At 34.5% G+C, this 21,176-nt stretch carries 17 protein-coding genes and 1 pseudogene; 8 read left to right on the top strand and 10 right to left on the bottom strand.

Annotated features, from left to right (window positions below; genetic code table 11):
* Positions 1–17: 17 nt before the first annotated feature.
* Complete coding sequence (locus H6F32_RS06180; protein ID WP_190368457.1) at positions 18–338, bottom strand: helix-turn-helix transcriptional regulator; 321 nt, start codon at positions 336–338, stop codon at positions 18–20.
* Positions 339–726: 388 nt separating this feature from the next.
* On the opposite strand from H6F32_RS06180, the gene trpB reads away from it, so the two are divergent.
* Positions 727–1,962: a tryptophan synthase subunit beta gene (gene trpB / locus H6F32_RS06175; protein ID WP_190368456.1), complete on the top strand. Its 1,236-nt coding sequence runs from the start codon at positions 727–729 to the stop codon at positions 1,960–1,962.
* A gap of 206 nt (positions 1,963–2,168) precedes the next feature.
* Here the strand turns inward: trpB and purD are convergent, their stop codons facing one another.
* Complete coding sequence (gene purD, locus H6F32_RS06170; RefSeq protein WP_190368455.1) at positions 2,169–3,449, bottom strand: phosphoribosylamine--glycine ligase; 1,281 nt, start codon at positions 3,447–3,449, stop codon at positions 2,169–2,171.
* 176 nt (positions 3,450–3,625) lie between these two features.
* Between purD and H6F32_RS06165 the strand changes: the two genes are divergently transcribed.
* Both H6F32_RS06165 and H6F32_RS06160 read left to right on the top strand, forming a co-directional pair.
* Positions 3,626–4,573 carry an NAD-dependent epimerase/dehydratase family protein gene (locus tag H6F32_RS06165; protein ID WP_190368454.1) on the top strand — a complete coding sequence of 316 codons (948 nt, stop codon included), beginning with the start codon at positions 3,626–3,628 and terminating at the stop codon, positions 4,571–4,573.
* Between the two features lie 320 nt (positions 4,574–4,893).
* Complete coding sequence (locus H6F32_RS06160) at positions 4,894–5,913, top strand: ABC transporter ATP-binding protein (RefSeq protein ID WP_190368453.1); 1,020 nt, start codon at positions 4,894–4,896, stop codon at positions 5,911–5,913.
* Between the two features lie 201 nt (positions 5,914–6,114).
* On the opposite strand, the gene H6F32_RS06155 is transcribed toward H6F32_RS06160, so the two are convergent.
* From H6F32_RS06155 to H6F32_RS06145, 3 genes are all read right to left on the bottom strand, one after another.
* The gene (locus H6F32_RS06155) at positions 6,115–6,498 is read right to left on the bottom strand and encodes a DUF4346 domain-containing protein (RefSeq protein WP_190368452.1); all 384 of its coding nucleotides are present in this window, start codon (positions 6,496–6,498) and stop codon (positions 6,115–6,117) included.
* Between the two features lie 132 nt (positions 6,499–6,630).
* Positions 6,631–7,806: a GNAT family N-acetyltransferase gene (locus H6F32_RS06150; RefSeq protein ID WP_190368451.1), complete on the bottom strand. Its 1,176-nt coding sequence runs from the start codon at positions 7,804–7,806 to the stop codon at positions 6,631–6,633.
* Complete coding sequence (locus H6F32_RS06145; protein WP_190368514.1) at positions 7,799–8,524, bottom strand: RibD family protein; 726 nt, start codon at positions 8,522–8,524, stop codon at positions 7,799–7,801. Before H6F32_RS06145 ends, H6F32_RS06150 begins: the two co-directional genes overlap by 8 nt.
* A 321-nt stretch (positions 8,525–8,845) precedes the next feature.
* Here H6F32_RS06145 and H6F32_RS06140 point away from each other — a divergent pair, with 321 nt between their 5' ends.
* Complete coding sequence (locus H6F32_RS06140) at positions 8,846–10,762, top strand: ATP-binding protein (protein ID WP_190368450.1); 1,917 nt, start codon at positions 8,846–8,848, stop codon at positions 10,760–10,762.
* Positions 10,763–10,837: 75 nt separating this feature from the next.
* On the top strand, positions 10,838–11,764 hold the full coding sequence (locus tag H6F32_RS06135) for a hypothetical protein (RefSeq protein ID WP_190368449.1): 927 nt from the start codon (positions 10,838–10,840) through the stop codon (positions 11,762–11,764).
* Between the two features lie 233 nt (positions 11,765–11,997).
* Here H6F32_RS06135 and H6F32_RS20450 read toward each other — a convergent pair.
* The 4 genes and pseudogenes from H6F32_RS20450 to H6F32_RS06120 form a co-directional block, all read right to left on the bottom strand.
* Positions 11,998–12,159, bottom strand: a pseudogene (locus H6F32_RS20450) (gfo/Idh/MocA family oxidoreductase); the annotation flags it as partial.
* Between the two features lie 36 nt (positions 12,160–12,195).
* On the bottom strand, positions 12,196–12,942 hold the full coding sequence (gene rnc, locus H6F32_RS06130) for a ribonuclease III (protein ID WP_190368448.1): 747 nt from the start codon (positions 12,940–12,942) through the stop codon (positions 12,196–12,198).
* 104 nt (positions 12,943–13,046) lie between these two features.
* Positions 13,047–14,774, bottom strand: coding sequence for a succinate dehydrogenase/fumarate reductase flavoprotein subunit (locus tag H6F32_RS06125; RefSeq protein ID WP_190368447.1), 1,728 nt, complete (start codon positions 14,772–14,774; stop codon positions 13,047–13,049).
* Positions 14,775–14,865: 91 nt separating this feature from the next.
* Complete coding sequence (locus H6F32_RS06120; protein ID WP_190368446.1) at positions 14,866–15,129, bottom strand: hypothetical protein; 264 nt, start codon at positions 15,127–15,129, stop codon at positions 14,866–14,868.
* Between the two features lie 560 nt (positions 15,130–15,689).
* Between H6F32_RS06120 and H6F32_RS06115 the strand changes: the two genes are divergently transcribed.
* From H6F32_RS06115 to H6F32_RS06105, 3 genes are all read left to right on the top strand, one after another.
* Positions 15,690–17,054, top strand: coding sequence for a folate/biopterin family MFS transporter (locus H6F32_RS06115; protein WP_190368445.1), 1,365 nt, complete (start codon positions 15,690–15,692; stop codon positions 17,052–17,054).
* Between the two features lie 25 nt (positions 17,055–17,079).
* Positions 17,080–17,901, top strand: a complete 822-nt coding sequence (locus tag H6F32_RS06110; protein WP_190368444.1) for a class I SAM-dependent methyltransferase — start codon at positions 17,080–17,082, stop codon at positions 17,899–17,901.
* 78 nt (positions 17,902–17,979) lie between these two features.
* Positions 17,980–19,464, top strand: coding sequence for a carotenoid oxygenase family protein (locus H6F32_RS06105; protein ID WP_190368443.1), 1,485 nt, complete (start codon positions 17,980–17,982; stop codon positions 19,462–19,464).
* A 368-nt stretch (positions 19,465–19,832) separates the two neighbouring features.
* On the opposite strand, the gene H6F32_RS06100 is transcribed toward H6F32_RS06105, so the two are convergent.
* The gene (locus tag H6F32_RS06100) at positions 19,833–21,017 is read right to left on the bottom strand and encodes a hypothetical protein (RefSeq protein WP_190368442.1); all 1,185 of its coding nucleotides are present in this window, start codon (positions 21,015–21,017) and stop codon (positions 19,833–19,835) included.
* Between the last annotated feature and the right edge of the window lie 159 nt (positions 21,018–21,176).

Raw genomic sequence — 21,176 nt, 5'->3', positions numbered from 1 at the left:
GATCTTGGATGAAACAATTAATCACAACAAGAACGAGGAGGATAAATAATAGAATTACGGTGAAGATCACCTAAATATTGTTCTAATATTTGTACCTGTGATAAATTCAAACTATAATAAATCCACTTTCCTTGTTGTCTAGCATTTACTAAATTTGCTGATTTCAAATTTTTGAGATGAAATGATAATTTAGATTGAGTTATTTCTAAAGCATCACATAAGTCACATACACAAAGTTCTCGTTGATGCAATAATTCTATGACTTTGATTCTAATAGGATCAGATAAAGCATGAAATCCTTCTATGATTAATTTATTACTAGCAATAGTATTTATCATGATTGATAAGGCAGTTTTAAAGGGATGATACACAACAAATATCAAAACTTTAAGATTATAGCTTAATTTGTGTACTCAATCAATCACAGGATCATAGATTTATTGAAGAATTCGGGGATCTCAATCTCTTAAATCACAGTTAATTGAGCTAGATATAATTACATTATTATCATCCTTATCTCCAACATTGGCTAAATCTTCAAAACCAAAAATATTATGGCAATGACTAGTACAGCTTGGCGTAAATAAACCAACCATTCTAAATCGTCCAAAAGTCTATACTGTCTTGGTTTTGAATGCATGACTTCCGCTCTGCGGTACTAGTGATTTCCCGATTGTGCCAAATTTAGGTAAAATTAGGTTGGTGATATTATCTAAAAGTTAATCTGTGACTACTACTCCCTTTTCTCCTAGCCTTACCACTACTTCTGTTCCTGATAATTTAGGACGTTTTGGCCGTTTTGGTGGTAAATATGTTCCTGAAACATTAATGCCTGCTTTGGCTGAATTAGAAACAGCTTATCAGCAATATCGTCGAGATCCGGAATTTCAAGCGCAATTACAAGAATTATTGCGAGATTATGTAGGACGTGCGACACCTTTATATTTTGCGGAACGTCTGACTAGTTATTATTCTCGGACTGATGGTACTGGACCACAAATATATTTAAAACGCGAGGATTTAAACCATACTGGCGCACATAAAATCAATAATGCTTTAGGGCAGGTATTGTTAGCTAAACGTATGGGTAAGCAGCGTATTATTGCTGAAACAGGTGCGGGACAGCACGGAGTAGCGACAGCTACAGTTTGCGCCCGTTTTGGGTTAAAATGCGTAATTTATATGGGTGTCCATGATATGGAACGTCAAGCCCTGAATGTGTTTAGAATGCGTTTAATGGATGCGGAAGTACGTCCTGTAGAAGCTGGTACAGGTACATTAAAAGATGCTACTTCAGAAGCGATTCGTGACTGGGTAACAAATGTGGAAAGTACCCATTATATCCTGGGTTCTGTAGCTGGACCTCATCCTTATCCAATGATGGTTAGAGATTTTCATGCAGTTATTGGCGAGGAAACCCGCGCCCAAGCTATGGAAAAATGGGGAGGTTTACCAGATATCCTCATGGCTTGTGTGGGTGGTGGTTCTAATGCTATGGGCTTGTTTCATGATTTTGTCAGAGAAGGATCGGTACGATTAATTGGTATTGAGGCGGCTGGTGAAGGTGTCAATACTAATAAACACGCTGCAACTTTAACCAAGGGACGCATAGGAGTATTACATGGTTCTATGAGTTATTTGTTGCAAGATGGGGATGGACAGGTAATTGAACCTCATTCCATTAGTGCTGGTTTAGATTATCCTGGGGTTGGACCGGAACATAGTTATATGAAGGATATTGGTAGGGCTGAGTATTATAGCGTGACGGATAAAGAAGCGTTAGATGCTTTTCAAAGATTATCTAAGTTAGAGGGTATTATACCAGCCTTGGAAACTTCCCATGCGATCGCTTATTTAGAAACTCTTTGTCCACAGCTTACAGGTAGTCCAAAAATAATTATTAACTGTTCTGGACGTGGTGATAAAGATGTACAAACAGCAGCTAAGGTGTTGAATTTTTAAGTAAGCTATCAGTAATCAGCTATTAACTTTTACAAATACTGACTACTGAGTCCCTCTAGGAGAGATTGGCGTAAATAAACCAACCATTCTAAATCGTCCAAAAGCCTATACTGTCTTCGTTTTGAATACATGACTTTTGAATGCATGACTTCCGCCCTGCGGTACTAGGGGTTTAGCACTGCTAAACCCCTGCTGACTCCTGACTCCTACTGTTTTTTCAGTCTATGACCTATATCTCGACGATAATACATTCCATTGAATTTAATTTGTGCAATACCTGAATATGCTTGAGCGATCGCCTGCGAAAAATCCCTACCTGTTCCTGTAATATTTAATACTCTACCTCCATTAGTCACCACATGATCTTGTTCATTTAACCTTGTACCAGCATGAAATACCCTGGCTCCTGTGCCTTCTGCATCGGCTAAACCTGTAATTAGGTCATTTTTTTCATAATTACCAGGATAACCCCCCGCAGCAGCTACCACAGTGGCGGAAAAACCCTGTTTCCAAACAATAGGAGGCATATCTCCTAAACGTTTTTCAATACAAGCGAACATTAAATCTTCTAAAGGCGTTTCTAACATTGGTAAAATTACCTGAGTTTCTGGATCACCAAAGCGACAATTAAACTCTAAAACCCGAAAATCGCCATCAGGTGTAATCATTAACCCAGCATATAAAATACCCTGATAGTCAATACCCTGATCTTGTAAAGCTGTGATAGTTTTTTCTAATACCTCAATTTGTACCCGTTCCATTAATTCTGGTGTAGCAATAGGCGCAGGAGTGTAAGCACCCATACCTCCTGTATTTTCACCTGTGTCACCTTCTCCAATACGTTTATGATCTTGAGCAGGTAATAAAGGACGAATGGAGATCCCATCAGTTATAGCTAAAACTGATACTTCTTCTCCTAGTAAACATTCCTCAATTACCACTGAACTTCCCGCACTACCAAACTGGCCATCAAAAATAGCATCAATGGCATTTTCCGCTTGAGTTAAGGTTTCTGCTACAGTAACTCCTTTACCAGCAGCTAAACCATCAGCTTTGATAACTATGGGTACGCCCTGAGATTTAACGTACTCTTTTGCAGGAGTAACTTCTGTAAAAACTGCGGCTTTAGCAGTGGGAACTCCTGCTTTAACCATTAATTCTTTTGCCCAAGCCTTACTAGCTTCTATTCGCGCTCCTGCCTTATTCGGACCAAATACTCTTAATCCAGAACTTTTTAAGTAATCTGTAATACCTTCTGCTAAAGGTACTTCAGGGCCAACGACTACTAAAGATATAGCATTTTCTATAGCAAATTTACTAATACCCGCAAAATCATTTAGTGCTAAAGGTATATTTTGACAATTTTTCATAGTTGCAGTACCACCATTACCGGGGATACAAACAACCTGCTTAATTTTATCTGATTGTAGTAATTTCCACGCAAGAGCGTGTTCACGTCCCCCATTACCGATAACTAAAACTTTCACTGATATCCTCGTAATTATGAAACTGTAAATTTTTGTCGTGTTTTTGATCATACGATAGATCATTGATTTCTTCAAAAGCTATGGATAAAAAAATCTATCTTGAGCGAGAATAAGCTATGATTTGTTATGATTAGGCTAGGGAAAAGTATCAAACAAAATTATAAAATATCAACAACATGAATAAAATCATTGTCACTGGGGCTGCTGGTTTTATAGGTTCTCATTTAGTAGAGGCTTTATTAAAACAAGGAAATGAGGTAATTGGTATTGATCAATTTAATGATTATTATGATCCTTTTTTCAAGTGGAAAAATATTAGTAATTTTCAAAACTTAGCAAATTTTACATTAATAGAAGGTGATATTCAATCATTAGAATGGCAACCACTTTTAGAAGATGTGGAAGTTATTTATCATCAAGCAGCGCAAGCAGGAGTTAGGTCAAGTTGGGGTAAAAGTTTTGCAGCTTATACAGAACGGAATATTAACGCTACTCAGGTTTTATTAGAGGCTGTTAAGGATGCTAAAAGTCTGAAAAGATTAGTATTTGCATCATCTTCTAGTATTTATGGTGATGCGGAAAGTTTACCTACTAATGAAGAAATTACACCTTTGCCAGTATCACCTTATGGTATTACGAAATTGGCCGCAGAAAATCTATGTCGCATATACTATAAAAATTTTGGTGTACCGTATGTTTCTTTGAGATATTTTACAGTTTATGGACCTAGACAACGGCCTGATATGGCATTTCATAAGTTTTTGAAAGCTGTATTAAATGATCAGGCAATTCCCGTTTATGGTGATGGTAAACAAACTAGAGAATTTACTTTTGTCGCTGATATTGTGGCTGCTAATTTAGCTGCGGCTATTGTACCTGATGCTGTGGGAGAAAATTTTAATATTGGTGGTGGTAGTCATGTGGTTTTAACAGAAGTTTTGGAGACGATGGCAGAAGTTGTTGGTAGACCAATTAAACGACATTATATAGAAAAAATGCTGGGGGATGCACGTCATACTGCGGCTGATATTTCTAAAGCACAACGTATTTTAGGTTATCAACCCCAGGTATCTTTGCGTTCAGGTTTAAACCAGGAATGGGAATGGATACAATCTTTATATTAATCTTGTATTAATTTACAGCACATTCCATCTACATGAGGTACACTATGAACACAGCAAGATGCCTGTGTTACAAGGGTTTTATCATTAACATCTGTACCTCATAATAACGCAAACTGCTGTAAAATTGGTAAAAAGCTATAAAAAGCGATCGCTTTTTAACCGATATCCCCCAATCTGATCTTGGAACTGATCTATAAAATTTACAGAAATTTATGAAAATTTATAAAAATTTATAAATTTTCACAATTAGTTCACCTGCAACTCCTACAATATTATAAAGATAGATTATTAAGAATTGTATATTTAGGGTTATAGCAGTTATGGTAGCCGCCGTTTTCATTGAAAATCTCAAAAAATGCTACAAGAAAGTAGAAGCCGTTAAGGATGTTTCTTTTCAAGTACAACCAGGGGAAATTTTTGGCTTACTTGGTCCTAATGGTGCTGGTAAAACTACTACGCTTCGTTCTTTATGTACCTTAACTACTCCTGATGCTGGTAAGATAGAGGTTTCGGGTATTTCAGTTGTGGATAATCCTAAGTTAGCTAGGCAAAAATTGGGCTATGTCGCGCAGGAAGTGGCTTTAGATAAAATGCTAACTGGTAAAGAATTATTAGAATTACAAGCGGATCTTTATCATCTTCCTCGACGCATAATTAAAGATCGCGTTAATGCAGTTTTAGACTTATTAGGTTTACAAGAATATGCCAACAAGAAAACTGGTACTTATTCCGGCGGTTTACGTAAACGTTTAGATTTAGCTGCTGGTTTACTTCATGCACCGGATGTATTAGTTTTAGATGAACCAACGGTAGGTTTAGATATTGAAAGCCGCTTTGTGGTGTGGGAATTTCTAAGAAAATTAAGGGATGCAGGAACTACAGTGGTAATAACCAGTCATTATTTAGAAGAAATTGATGCTTTAGCAGATCGAGTAGCAATTATAGATAAAGGTGTGGTGATTGCTAGTGGTACACCTTCTCAATTAAAAAATCAGGTGGGAGGCGATCGCATAACTTTACGCATTAGGGAATTTTCACCAATGGCAGAAGCGGATACAGCCAAAAGTATTTTACAACAGTTATCTTTTGTCCAGGAAATTATTATTAATCATGCCCAAGGTAACTCTTTAAATTTAGTTGTCACACCACAAAATGATGCCTTAATTACTATTCAGCAAGCATTAAAAAATGCAGATTTACCTATTTTTGGAATTGCCCAATCTCGGCCTAGTTTAGATGATGTTTATTTAGCAGCAACGGGTAAAACTTTAATGGATGCGGAATTAGCAGCTGTAGCTAATAGAGATCCTAAAGCTGAGAAAAAACAAAATATGCGGTAGAATAAAAGTGATAGGTGATCAATAGACATCTGGTGAAAAAGATTGTAGAGGCATTCCATGGAACGTCTCTACAAGGGTTTAAAGTGAGGCAAATTTAATTCTTACCAGATGTCTAATAGATAAATAGATTAATCACTATTACAAAACTATTATAACCAAAGAATCACCTATAATTTTATTCTATTGTATTGCCATTATGACTCAATCTTGAATATACTCTTGCCCTGATACCAAAGCTAATTCAGCGCGAACAAATTCACGACCTAAATAAGCAGCATGATTGAAAAAGCTAATGGGACAGGGTTGAGTTTCTTCAAAAATCTTCACGCATAATTCCTTAGCTGTGCGTCCACTATATACCGTTGTATGAGTTCTTTCTACTTTACCCCGTGCAGGAATAACCTTACCCGTTTCTGGATCTACAGATAAACCCCGTTCATCAATGATATTAGTAAAATGCTTGGCATAAATTAAGCGTTCATTACGGTCAATGTAAATGATAAAATAACCACTGGGATCAAGGTCAATATGACGCTGAGAAAGTTTATGATCAATAGCAGTCAAATCGTCAAGTAATAAGTTCATAGTTATGATTAACAAGGATTAACAAAAGAATATTTTAATACTTTTTTAGATTGCAGGATCAGATCACACATTGATGGGAAAGTAAAAAATATTTGTAGTTGGGCTTTAGCCCTAATTCGTACTGAAGCGCAACTACTTATTGGTAAATGGTAATTCAGCATTTATACCATCTATTTCTTGTTGTTCCATTTGATTAACTTGTAAAATGTGCGATCGCAAAATTTGCCCTAAACGATTATTATAAAAGCGATGGAGGCTATGATTAGGAGTTGCGGGAAAACCTCGACGTTTTTTGTGACGGCCACCAGCACCAGGATCAAAAGTTTGAATATTATGTGCGATCGCCCATTCAATTGGTGCATAATAACAAGCATCAAAATGTAAACAGTCTATTTCTTGAAAACTACCCCAATAACGTCCATAAAGTTGATCCTCCTTAAATAAACAAAAAGACATTCCCATAGGTTTTTGTCTTTCTGCTTCACTATAAGCCGCAAAAAATACCACACGATGACGATAATTATGATGCAATAATTCAAAAAATCTTTTAGTCAAATATTTACTTCCCCACCAACCGAATTTATCACAGGTATCTGCATAAAAATCATACATCAACGAAAACATAGATTTAGAAATTTCCTCTCCTGTGACTGGTTTTAAAATTAAACCTGCTTTTTCTACTGCTTTTCTTTCTCTTTTAATATTACGCCTTTGATTAGCATTAAACACCTGTAAATAATCATCAAAATTGGTGAAATTATCATTTTTCCAAATATAACTATGATGTAGCCAAGTGGAAAAACCTTGTTTTTCTAACATTGGCCGCCATTGGGGATCAGTATAGAGAAAATGACAACTAGAAATATTATGTTTCATGCAAAAACTATCAATTTCATGTAACATAATTGCGGTAATTTCTTCCTCATTTTCCCCTGGTGCAATCAGAAAACGATAACCTTCTGCTGGCGTAAAAGGAGTCATTCCTAATAACTTAGGATAATATTCAATTCCCAAACGAAAAGCTAATTCTGCCCATTGATGATCAAATACAAATTCCCCTTGACTATGACCTTTTAAATATAAAGGTGCAGCTGCAATTAAGGTATTTTCTCGCCATAAAATTAAATGATTTGGCAACCAACCAGCATTAGCTGTAGCACTATGGGAAACTTCTAAATTATGTAACCAATTCCACTCTAAAAAAGGAGTTTTTAAAGGTGTAGCTAAAGCATCCCAAGCACTTTGGGGAATATCAGCAATAGTCTGAATCCAAACAATGGAATAATGAGATTTATGTGGTTTAATCATTGTTTATATTTGTGGAAATCAAAGTAACTTCAGGATCTCTTTTTAAGCAATAACGAATAAAAATTTCTTGCTCAATTGTAGATACTTCTAGTAATTGTAACTTAGGAGCAAAATCAGCTAAAAATCCTGTACCATTTACAGGAGAAGGAGCGATACTACCTCCTAAAATTAAGGGACAAATAGTTAACCATAATTCATCTATTAAATCAGATTCTAAAAAAGATGCAACTAAATTACCACCTCCTAAAATAGCTAAACGGGAAATTTCTAAACTTGCTAAATATTCTAAAGCATTAACCAGATCAATTTCTCCCTTGACTGTTTCAAATATTAAAACTTGGTCAAATTCTTGACGTTCTTGCCAAAAATAAGCACCAATAGAAGTAGTCAGTAACCAACGTTTTACCGGTTGTTGAAAAAATTTAATGTCCGGATCAAGGTTAGCAGAATGAGAAATCACTATATGAACTGGTTGGGGTTGCTTATTGTCTGAAATTCGCTGTTGCAAGAGAGTTGCCTGAGTGATAGTTAATGTAGTACCGTAAGCACGAAGAGTACCAGCACCTAAGATTACAGCATCAGAAGCAGCAATTTGTTGTTCCAGGTGTATTTTATCATTCTTTGAGCCAAAACGAGCAGGCGATCGCTCAAAATCTGCTATTTTGCCATCTGCACTCATGGCTAAAATCACTGTAGTATGAGGACGTTTTTTCAACATTTTTCTCCCAGGATATTGTTCATATTTTGGATATTGTTCTGGATAAATGGCAAAATTCATACAACTAACTTTCATTACTATTTTATTAAGTTATCAGCATTTTTATGCCTTTAATTTGTTTTAATTCATAAATTGAATTAGTAACGTAAGTTGCCAGTTAGATGAAGTAGGGTGCGTCAGAATCTTAAAATTGGTAATTTTAACCTAAATTATTCTGTCTGACGCACCCTACAGACTACAAAATCTCCCAAAATTAATAACTAGCAACTTGGGTTATTAATTGTAAATATTATAGTTTGCAGACACAAAGCGAGATCATAGATGGCCAGTTTTAGTCAATCTTCATTTCGGCAAATTTTAGTCACCAGAATACTGTTAGTATTTTTCCCGGTTTTATTGATAGGGGAAATTGTCGCTCTCAATAAAGCTCGTTCTAGCCTTTTAAATATAGCTAGACAAAATTTAACAGAAAGTGCCGTTATTAAAAGTGAAAAACTTCGTGATGATATTACTAATTTGAAAACAAATTTAATTGCTAATAGTAAACTAAAAATTATGCAGTCTGGTTCTGAACAAGAACTTCAAGAATTACTCATTGATTTGCAAAAGAAACAACCCGATAAAATAGATTGTTTGCAATTAATTAATTTCAAAAAAGGCAATATTATTGCTAGTAGTTGTGGTGATCAACAAATTGCCTCCACCAATTTATTACCTAACAATGAAAACATTAATCCTGCTGATACTGATATTAATACTCAAGTCATATTATCCATCAATGAAGGAAAAACAGGTCAAAAAAATAATGAAAATAAACTACAATTACTATTTTCTATTCCGGTAATTAACCGTCGGGGAAATTTAGCTTATCGTTTACTTCTGAAAACTACCTTATATCAACAAAGTGAAAAATATCCAGGTTCACTTACTGGTTCACTAATAGTTATTAGCGAAGATGGTAAAATATTAGCTCATCCATTAACCCAAAAAATTGGTACTTCTATCTATAATAATGCTGATGGAGAGCAAATCAAAAGTCTATTGAAAAATGCTATTTCTGGGCAAAATAACTCAGCAATTTTATATTTTCAAGATCATCAAGAATTAGTTGTAGGTTATACAGCAATTTATCATCCTCTTAACTCGCAAAAACCAGGAAAATGGATTATTTTAGCAGCAACAACTATTCAGAATGCTCTATGGGGAATTGAGGAATTTAAACTAATTCTTATTGTACTAACTGTAGGGTTAATAGCAGCAAGTTTATTAGCATCATTTTATTTAGTTCCTTATTTAGCTAACCCAGTGGAAGAGTTGCGAGATTATGCGGTAAATTTGCATAGTCATCATGCAGCACAACCTATACCCCGTAACTTTAAAATTAGAGAATTTAATCAATTAGCACAAGCATTAGATCAAATGGTAGAAAGGTTAAAAAGTTGGGCTGAAGAATTAGAAATTGCTTGGAAAGAAGCAAAATCAGCTAATCAATTAAAAAGTGAATTTTTAGCTACCACATCTCATGAATTAAGAAATCCTTTGAATATTATTATTAATTCAGTACGCTTGGTACATGAAGGTTTGTGCGATAGTCGAGAAGAGGAATTAGAATTTTTAAGAAGAGCAGATGAAACCGCAGTTCATTTATTAGGAATTATCAATGATTTATTAGATATTTCTAAAATTGAAGCTGGTAAACTTTCTGTGGTAATTACACCTTTAGATTTGCGAATTTTACTGTTAGATGTGATTAATTTACAATCCGTCAATGTTCAGAAAAAAGGATTACAATTAATCTGCGAAATCGGTGATAAACCATTACCAATAAAAGCCGATGTGATGAAACTCAAACAAGTATTAATTAATATTATTAGTAATTCTACAAAATTTACAGATGAAGGCAATATTACCATTACCACAGAAACCACTTTAATGGATTATAAACCTTATATATCAGTAATCATTAAAGATACAGGAATAGGAATTGAAGCTAATCAACAGGGTAAATTATTTAAACCTTTTGTCATGGTTGATGGTACAACTACGAGAAAATTTGAAGGTACAGGTTTAGGTTTAGCTATTTCTCGTAATTTAATTGAATTAATGGGAGGTAAAATTTATTTACATAGTTTAGGTTTAAATCAAGGTACAACAGTTACTATTAAATTACCTTTAATTGATATAGCTTTATTGACAAATGTGCAAAAAAAAGATATGATGAAGCAAAAAATCCGATAATTTAACAGCATCCAGGTTTAGCACTGCTAAACCCCTACAAGGAATCAGTATTTTAGTACCTTAATCTTTATCACTATGAAAAATTCACTTTTAGGAATCTCTGTAATTACACTTTTAACTTTAATTCAAGGTTGTTCTCAAAAAACTCCTCTAACTGCAATCACAACATCACCTCATACAGCAAATCATAATCAACATTTAACTCCAAATTCAAGCCCTACAAGTTCTACATCACTAACATCTGAAAATAATGAACATTCCCAACATCAAAATCATCAAGAAGGAAAAGAAGAAAAGTCTATAAATACTCAAGCAAAATTGAATATTCCTCAAGATGTTACTCCTAATAAACCAGTAAATTTAATAATTGATATTACAGATACTCAAGGTAAAGCGATTAATAAATTTGATAAATTTCAAGAAAAAATCATGCACTTAATTATTGTTAGTGATGATTTACGATTTTTTGATCATGTACATCCAGATTATAAAAATAATGGCAATGGCAGTTTTCAGGTAAAATATACTTTTCCTGCTGGGGGAGAATATACATTATTTAGTGATTATAAACCTGCGGAATCAAATGAGCGTGTTTCGGTAATGAAAACTAGCATTAAAGGTACAATTCCTTTACCTAAAAGTTTAGAAAAATTCGAGCAAACTAAAACTTTATCTGATACTAAAGTAACTCTAAATGTTGATAATGCTAGTTTAAAAGCTCGTAAAGATATCATGTTAAAATTTAAGTTAGTAGATAATAAAAATCAACCTATTAAAGATTTACAACCCTATTTAGGAGAAAAGGCGCATTTAGTGACTATTAAAAGTTCATCTCCTTTAACTAATGCTGATTATATTCATTCTCATGGGATGAAAGATTCTGCTCCAGGAGAAATAGATTTTCATGCTAAATTTCCCCAAGCAGGAACTTATAAAATGTGGTTACAATTTCAACGTAATGGTAATGTGAAAACTGCGGATTTTTGGGTGAACGTTAAGTAATTTTAGATCCCCGACTTCTTAAAGAAGTCGGGGATCTGAAACTACCTGAAACTACTTGATTTTTACTGGTTGTCCACTTTTATCAGAACTTACCCAATTAGTACATTGGTAGGGTGTGGTTCAACAAGCTCACCAACCACGTCAGACAGTATAAATCATGTAAATAACCAAACTGTTGACGCAAAGTTTCAAATAAGGTTTGCAATTTTGAATTTCTCAATTTCATGCCTGAGTTCAGCAACGCCATAGGAATATGTTAAAGGATTAGGTAACATTTCATCAAAAATTAAAGTTTCTTTACTACCCACGATTCCTAATCTTCTTTGTTTATCATTATTTAATCAACAAAGATGAATATTTGCTTCAAAATTATCAGGATAAGTTAATTTTACCCATTTTGTCAAACAATTGTTTCTAATTTGTTACTGATTTTAGATCATTGATTCTTGACTATTTGCTTGTTTATCAATTTGTTTATTAATTGCTGAATATGCCTCTTTTGCTGCTGCTTGTTCCGCCGCTTTGATAGAACGTCCTTTACCCTGTCCTAACATTTTCTCATGTAGCCACACTTCCGCGAAAAAGCGCTCTTGAGTATGATTTGGTTGATTAATTTCCACCACGCGATACTCCGGTAATACTTTAAATTGTGCTTGAGTCCATTCTTGTAAGGCTGCTTTGTAATTAAGTCTCGCCGGATCAAGACGGATTTCTTTAGCTAATGTGCGAAAATGAGGATCTAACCAAGGACGAATCAGATTAAGATTATTTGTACTCAGATAAAGTGCGCCTAATACAGCTTCAAAAGAGTCTGCTAACCGTGATTCTTGGCCAATATGATCAGCAGTGGCACTACCAGCAACTAGTAAGTATAATTCTAAACCATATTCCCGGGCAAGTTGAGCAAGAATGCGATCGCTCACCAATACTGACCGGATAGCCGCAAAATCACCCACAGAACAATCAGGGTAATGTTCCCATAAAACCACTGCCGCTACTAATCGCACTACAGCATCACCAACAAATTCTAACTGTTCATAATTGGCTGAATCGGAAACAGTGGGATGAGTGAGTGCTAAGTCTAACAATTCCCACTTAATAGGTATGTTAAGGGACAAACCTAATTTTTGGACAAAACTTTCAAGTTGCCGATGACGGCGAGGATAAACACGAGACATTAGGTAACAGATGGCGAAAAGGGCTGATAACTTTTAACTTAACATTAAATTATACGCAGTCAATTTTTTAAGCTCACGGCTGATAGCTGACTGCACAACAGCTATCAATACTTTCTTTCTTGGGGTACAAACATTGTAATTGTAACCGGACGATATTCAATATTAATTCCTGTAGGAGAATATCTAGCCATTGTATGTTGTAAAAATTTACTATCGTCCCGTTGTGGAAAGTCTTCTCGAAAATGTGCGCCCCTACTTTCCTGGCGTTGTAATGCTGAAGTCAAAATTGTTTCTCCCACTACCATTAAACTTCTTAATTCTAGTGCTTCCACTAATTCAGTGTTCCATTTATTACCTTTATCATCTAAGTAAATTTCTGCATATTGCTGTTTTAGTTCGCTGATTTTCTCTAAACCTTGGTTCATCAGTTCTTCACTGCGAAAAACTCCGCAGTATTCTGTCATTGTGTCTTGGAATTTTTGACGGACTTGATTAATTCTATATTTACCTGGTTGTTGTATTAGCTGTTTGATTTTTGCCTCAGCTAGATCAATGTAATATTGTTCATTAACATTTGGTAGAGGACGATTTTCGACATAATCAGCGATCGCTCGTCCTGTTCTTCTACCATAAACTATACATTCTAACAGTGAATTACTACCCAAACGATTCGCACCATGGACAGATACACAAGCAGTTTCTCCTGCCGCAAAAAAACCTTCTACAAAACTATCTTCGTCATAGCGTACCCTACCATCAGTATTCACAGGAATACCACCCATACAATAATGAATTGTCGGACGTACAGGCATCGGTTGAGTCACAGCATCTACCCCTACTAAACGATGGGCTTCTTCCCAACAGAAGGGAACACGACTCATGATTTTTTCTTTACCCAGATGACGTAAATCTAAATATACAAAAGGTCCGCCATGACTACCATCTATATTAGCACCACGACCTGCTCTAATTTCATAGGCGATCGCTCGTGAAGTAATATCTCTAGGAGCTAATTCCATCCGACTAGGAGCATAATTTGCCATAAAGCGATCGCCATCAGCATTAATTAAATACGCCCCTTCCCCTCTCACCGCCTCTGAAATTAACACCCCCACAGGATATAAACCAGTAGGATGAAATTGAACAAATTCCATATCTTGTAATGGTAAACCAGCTAAAGCAGTCATGGCTAAACCATCCCCCGTTGATGCGTAATCATTAGAAGTAGTATTGTATACACGACCATAGCCGCCAGTAGCAAACATCACCGCCTTAGCTCGTAACACCTCAACCCTGGAATTTACAAGGTTAAACATCACCATACCCCGCGCCTGACCATCTTCTAAGATCAGTTGCATTACATACCATTCCTGGTAAATTTGCACACCATACCGGCGCAGATTACTAACCAACTCATGTAAAATAGCATGACCAGTTTTATCAGCAGCGTAACAAGTGCGGTTGTGTGAATGTCCACCAAAAGCCCGTTGAGCAATTCTCCCATCAGGTAAACGGGAAAATAACACCCCTAAATGTTCCAAATCAATCACCACATCAGGAGCTTCCTGAGTTAAAATAGCGACAGCATCCTGATCCGCCAAATAATCGGAACCCTTAACAGTATCAAAAGCGTGAGCCTCCCAACTATCCGTATCATCCACGTTTTTTAAAGATGCAGCCATACCACCTTGAGCAGCTACAGAATGGGAGCGGATAGGATGAGTTTTTGCTACCAACCCAATACTTACATTCTGATTGATACGAGCAATTTCTAAAGCAGCACGACATCCAGCCAAGCCACCGCCAACAATAATTACATCATGTTCTAGCATATTTTTAGGTTAGTATATCAAGGACTCAGGAGTCGGAAGATTATTTTACCAATGACCAATGACCAATGACCAATGACCAATCACCTATTCTTTATTTTGTACCTGGTTCTATAACGTTTAATTCAATATGATTTAATAAAGTAGTGACAAAAGTAAACAGCAAGAAAGGTAAAGATAGGAGCACCACAAGACCTACTGTAGCCAGAGCATAAACTGGTCTTCTTGCACCCATCAATGCCAAAGCCGAAGCCAAACTAATAGTAATAGTAATTAGCCAAATAACGATTTGACCGTAAATATCACCAAAAGTTAATGTACAGACAAACCGATAGTTTTGAATATTATTGCTATTCATGAGATGATCCTCAATTTTCTGATATACCTTCTACCTTAGAGCTATGTTTGTCAGGTGTACAATTTCTCAATATTTTTCCAAATTTTGTAATATTACTTAATATTTGCTACTAACCCAAGTTACACCAGCGCCCCTATCTGACACAGGTTATATTTGATTCTTCATTTGATTAGGACTTACGTAAGTGTCACACTAAAAAATCTGTTGTAGGGTGTGTCAGACAGAATAATTTAGGTTTTTAGGTTAAAATTACCAATTTTAAACCAATTTTAAGATTCTGACGCACCCTGCTTCATCTAACTGGCAATTTACGTTAATATTTGATTGTTGAAAGATATGTAGGGTGCGTTAGCTTTATAGTTTACCCTACAAATAGTGTCAAGTAGTGTCAAGTAGTGTCAAGGTGTCAGTCCGATATTATTAAATTTACAAGTTTACCACGGAGATATTTCCCGATTAAGTCGTATTCGTGATTTCTTAACTTCCTAAACCTGTATAATAAGAAAAGTTCATAAAACGAAAATGTCCAAAAGTCACACCAATTTATCAAATTATCAAGAATGTTAAATTATTACCCTGGTTTATCCAAGGTTAAGCACGCATTAACCAGACAAATCCTGCTAGGGAATGAACCTAGTCCTGAATTAATCGCAATTATTACCATTTACTTTATCCAAGGTGTATTATCACTATCTCGTTTAGCCGTTAGTTTTTTCCTGAAAGACGAACTATTATTCAGTCCCGCGCAAATGTCCGTCATAATAGGAATCGCTACCATACCCTGGATGATTAAACCCTTCTATGGGTTTATATCCGATAGCTTACCCATACTGGGCTACCATCGCAAACCCTATATTATTCTTTCGGGAATATTAGGATCAGCAGCTTGGATCAGTTTAGCTACTATTGTTCATGATGGTGGGATGGCCACCATCATGATTTTACTATCGTCCATTTCCGTAGCCATTAGTGATGTGATAATAGACTCTATTGTAGTCGAAAGAGCAAGATTAGAATCAGATGCAAAAATAGGATCTTTACAGTCTTTATCCTGGGGTAGTAACGCCATTGGAAGTTTGTGTACTGCCTATTTCAGTGGTTTATTATTAGAATATTTTAGTACCCGCACAGTTTTTTTAATTACCGCAATATTTCCCCTAATTATTTCATCAGTAGGGTTGTTAATTAATGAAAATCCTACTAACAAAGAAGAGAAAAAAAACAATACCAGTATTAAACAACAAATACAGTTAATTGGTCAAGGAATCACCCAAAAATCTATTTGGATACCGACTCTATTTATCTTTCTTTGGCACTCTACCCCCAGTTCTGAATCAGCATTTTTTTACTTTACAACCAACGAATTACATTTTGATCCCGAATTTTTAGGTAGAGTCAGGTTAGTGACAAGTGTAGCTTCTTTGATAGGAGTGTGGGCTTTCCAAAAATACTTTAAAAAAATTCCGTTCAAAGTCATATTTACTTGGGGAATATTAATTTGCACATCATTAGGAATGACAACATTAATATTAGTTACCCATACTAATAGAATGCTAGGAATAGATGATCACTGGTTTAGTTTAGGTGACAATTTAATTATTGCTGTCATTGGGCAAATTGTGTTTATGCCAGTGCTAGTATTAGCCACTAAACTTTGCCCTCCTGGCATTGAAGCCACATTTTTTGCCTTATTAATGTCAATCCTTAACTTAGGTGGTACAGTATCCTATGGTTTAGGATCATTAATCATGCAATGGTTAGGTATTACAGAACATAATTTTGATTATTTGTGGTTATTGATTATCATTGCTAATGGTAGTAATTTATTGCCAGTTTTATTTGTAAAATGGCTACCAGAACCAAGACTTGATGATAATAATTTTTCAGATAATAAACCAAATAATAATCAAGTATTAGGTGGATAAAACAATATAACAAAGTTGAGACTTTATGACAGTTTCAGGTTCTTATAATGTGAGTATTCAGAACATCACTGTAGAAAAAGAAATTGAGAGATTGCATTCACAAGTTATTTTAAGTTGGGAAAAAGAAGCCCAGACATTAAAATATTTTGGTGTGCAAGATCAAATTTCCATTATAGAATTAGGTAGTGGTCCAGGATTTTATACAGAACAACTGTTGAATTTGCTGCCCCATAGTCAAATTACAGCTTTAGAAATTGATCCTGTTTTAGTTGAATATTCGCAAAAGTATTTACAAAACTACTGTGAAAATAGATTAAAAATTGTCCCAGGTTCTGTACTCAATACTAATTTACCAAAAAATAGTTTTGATATAGCGATCGCTCGCTTAGTATTTGAACATATTTCTCAACCAGAAATCGCTTTTAAAGAAACATGGCGTATTTTAAAACCAGGAGGTAAACTAGTCCTAATTGGTGGTGATAGACAGATGATGATGTTAACAAACCCCACATTTCCTGAGTTTGAAATGATCAACCAAAAAGCTATAGAATTTCAAATTAAACGAGGAGGAGATCCCTATTTAGCTAGGAAATTTACCCAACTTTTACAAATAGCTAACTTTAGCAAAATTGATTTACAAACCATCAATTATCACAGCCAAGAACTAGGAATAGAACCATTTTTACAACAATTTAAACCCCAACACTTATTACATCTATCTAAATTAGGAATGCTATCAAAAACCGAAGCAGAAAATACCATTAACGCCATAGATAAATTTTTGCAATCTCCCCATCCATTTATATTAATGTTCATGTTTATGGCCTGTGGAGAAAAAGCGATATAATTATGATACAATTTATAGAAAATAAACGTTTCATCTGAACAACTTAACGGCAAAATTCTCTTATCAAAAAACACAACCATGACAAATTTACAACCACAAGAAAAAACAACAAAAAATCAAGCTTTACCAATATCTTACACCATAGAAGATTGGCAAAAAGGCTATCAATCACAAAAACAAGAATATGATTACTGGATAGATAATATTACCGGAGAAATACCTCCAGAATTGCACGGGACATTATTTAGAAACGGACCAGGTTTATTAGATATAAACGGCGAAATATTGCCACATCCTTTTGATGGTGATGGTATGATTAATAAAATAACATTTATCAATGGACGCGCCCATTATCGCAACAAATTTGTAGAAACAGAAGGATATTTAGCCGAAAAAAAAGCAGGTAAAATTCTGTATCGGGGAGTATTTGGTACACAAAAACCCGGAGGTTTATTAGCAAATATATTCGACTTGAGAATCAAACATATTGCTAACACAAACGTAATTTATTGGGGTAAGAAACTCCTAGCATTATGGGAAGCAGCAGAACCCTATTTACTCAATCCATACACCTTAGAAACCATAGGAAATGAGTATTTTAATGGTAGTTTATCCCAGAAAGAAGCATTTAGTGCCCATCCCCGCATTGATACCAATGGCACATTAGTGAACTTTGCTATTAAACCAGGACTAAAAACCACAATTACCATCTTTGAAATTAACCAAAGTGGTGAAATGAAGAGTAAGAAAAATTATCAAGTTCCTGGTTTTTGCTTCATTCATGACTTTTTAATTACAGAAAAATACTGCATCTTTTTTCAAAACCCTGTCAACTTTAATCCCATACCTTTTTTATTAGGAATATCTAGTGCATCCCAATGTATTAAACTGCAAAAATATCAACCTAGCAAAATTATCATTATTCCTCGACATAGTACAAGTGAAGATGATAAAATGCAAATATTAGAAACCAAAGCAGGTTTTATTTTTCATCATGTCAATGCTTTTGAAGTTGCTAATGAACTAATAGTAGACTCCATTTGTTATGAATCATTAACAACTGTAGAACCAAAGAGCGATTATCGTTATACTAACTTTGACAATAATTCACCAGGACAACTATACAGATTTACTATTAACTTATCCCAAGACAAAGTAGAAAGTCAGTTAATAGATAAACGTTCTGTAGAATTTCCCACCATTAACCCTAATAACGTCGGTAAACCCTATCGTTTTCTCTATACGTCTGCGACACATTATGACATAGGAAATGCCCCCTTACAAGCCATTTTTAAGGTAGATTTAGCATCAGGAAAAAGACAAATTTGGAGTGCAGCACCACGAGGTTTTACTGGAGAACCCGTTTTTATTCCTCGTGCTAATTCTTCAGCAGAAGATGATGGTTGGTTAATTACAGTGGTATATAATGCAGAAAATAATTGTTCAGATGTAGTGATTTTAGATGCTAGAGATTTAGAAAAAGGTGCAGTGGCCACATTGCATTTGAAAAATCATATTCCTTATGGCCTGCATGGAAGTTTCACCCCAGAAATATTCATTTAACCCTCTTCCATGACTCTAGGTAACGCAAAATTTGAAACGTTTATTTAACAAGGGTTTTGGCGATTTATTAATATTTCTCAATATTCGCCATATTTTGTTAGTAATAAAATGTTCAAACCTTTATCACATCTGGATTTCAAAATTAGGAAATTATTTGGGTGATTCCCAGTTTAATGGAAGAGGGTTAATACCCAGGGGATCTAAAATTTATTTAGGACTTACGCAAGTGTCACACTAAAAAACCTGTTGTAGGGTGCGTCAGATATGAACAATTTGGTTATTTACATGATTTATGCTGTCTGACGTAGTTGGTGAGCTTGTCGAACCACACCCTACCAATGTGCCAGTTGCGTAACTCCTGTTATTGTCTAAACAATGGCGTGTGATTGATATTCGATCTGATTACATTGCTCTATCATACTTTGGAAAAAATCATAGTCTTTTTGTAGGGATTCGTACTTATCGTCCAAACTAGCTGTTTTATTTTCCAAATTAAGTAAATTAGGTTCAATATTTCCCAAATATATACTTAACATACAGTCTTGCATAAATTGAGAACTTTTATTTTTGACATAAGTTCCTTTTAAACTTGTATCACTGAGTAGATTGAGATGTCTTTGATATCTATCTATCTTATTCTGATATTGATCTAACCCAGACCTTTCAAGCATATTGATTAAAAACTCAGTTTTGGTGATTTCACTATCAACTTTTTTCAGATCATCTTCAATCTTTATGTATTGATAAGAGCAACTCTGTAAATATTTGATATCTGACATTCTCAAATCATCAAAATCATAAATTAACAACTTTCTGGGTAGCAAGTTTATTGAAATTTGCGCCTCATGGTTTTCTACTGCTTGCAAAAAGATTTCAAATAATTCTGAAAATTCATGAATAATTGTATTTTTAGTGATCTTGAAACCATTATCCAAAATTTCCAAAGAGATAAGATCAATATTTACTTTAGTTCTCCTATGATATTTAGCCAAATTATAAATTCTTACTGGTAGATCAATCATATAGGTGTTTGGCGCGATATTATCTAAGATCATTATGGTTCTGGAAAACCAATGACTGATAAATTGCATTTTTGCTTTATTTTTATGAATCAACAGCATCACAATTCTGATGATTTTTTCCTTAATTGGTGGATTATTAAATTCTTTGCTAAGGATATTCATCAATAATTTCAAGGTTTCTGATTGTTCAGCATCTTCTAAGAAAACTAAACATTCTGTGAAAACTTCTTTGAACAATTGCCAAGATTGAACATTGCTAGAGTTTTCTTCACATATTCTTAATATACGATGATAATATCCTTTATTTACAAATTCTTTAGGTTCAATATATCCAGATTTTTTCCATATTTTAATAAATCTGTCATAATTGCTCACATCTTCAGGGTTCATTTCTATTAAGTCAATATCATTGACAATTTTCTTAACTTTTAATTTTGTTCTACTAAATAGATAATAATTATAAATTTTATAAAGGCACAATCCTAATAATAGAATTATTAAGATTAATAATATGCTAATGTTCATGTTCATGTTTTTATTTCCTATTTAATAATCCTATGATACGGAATCTTATTGTCAATCAAGCAATCAGAGGTTTTTTATGTGAAAAATCAGTAAAAATAGCTAATAAGAAAATAAAATATTTACTTTTAAGAACAAAATAAACCAGCAATAAAAGTAAAAGTTTTA

Source organism: Anabaena sp. FACHB-1237 (assembly GCF_014696225.1).
In the GTDB taxonomy this organism is placed as follows: domain Bacteria; phylum Cyanobacteriota; class Cyanobacteriia; order Cyanobacteriales; family Nostocaceae; genus FACHB-1237.
The sequence above is the reverse complement of the archived record's forward strand: the minus strand, read 5'-3'. Positions and strand labels throughout refer to the sequence as shown.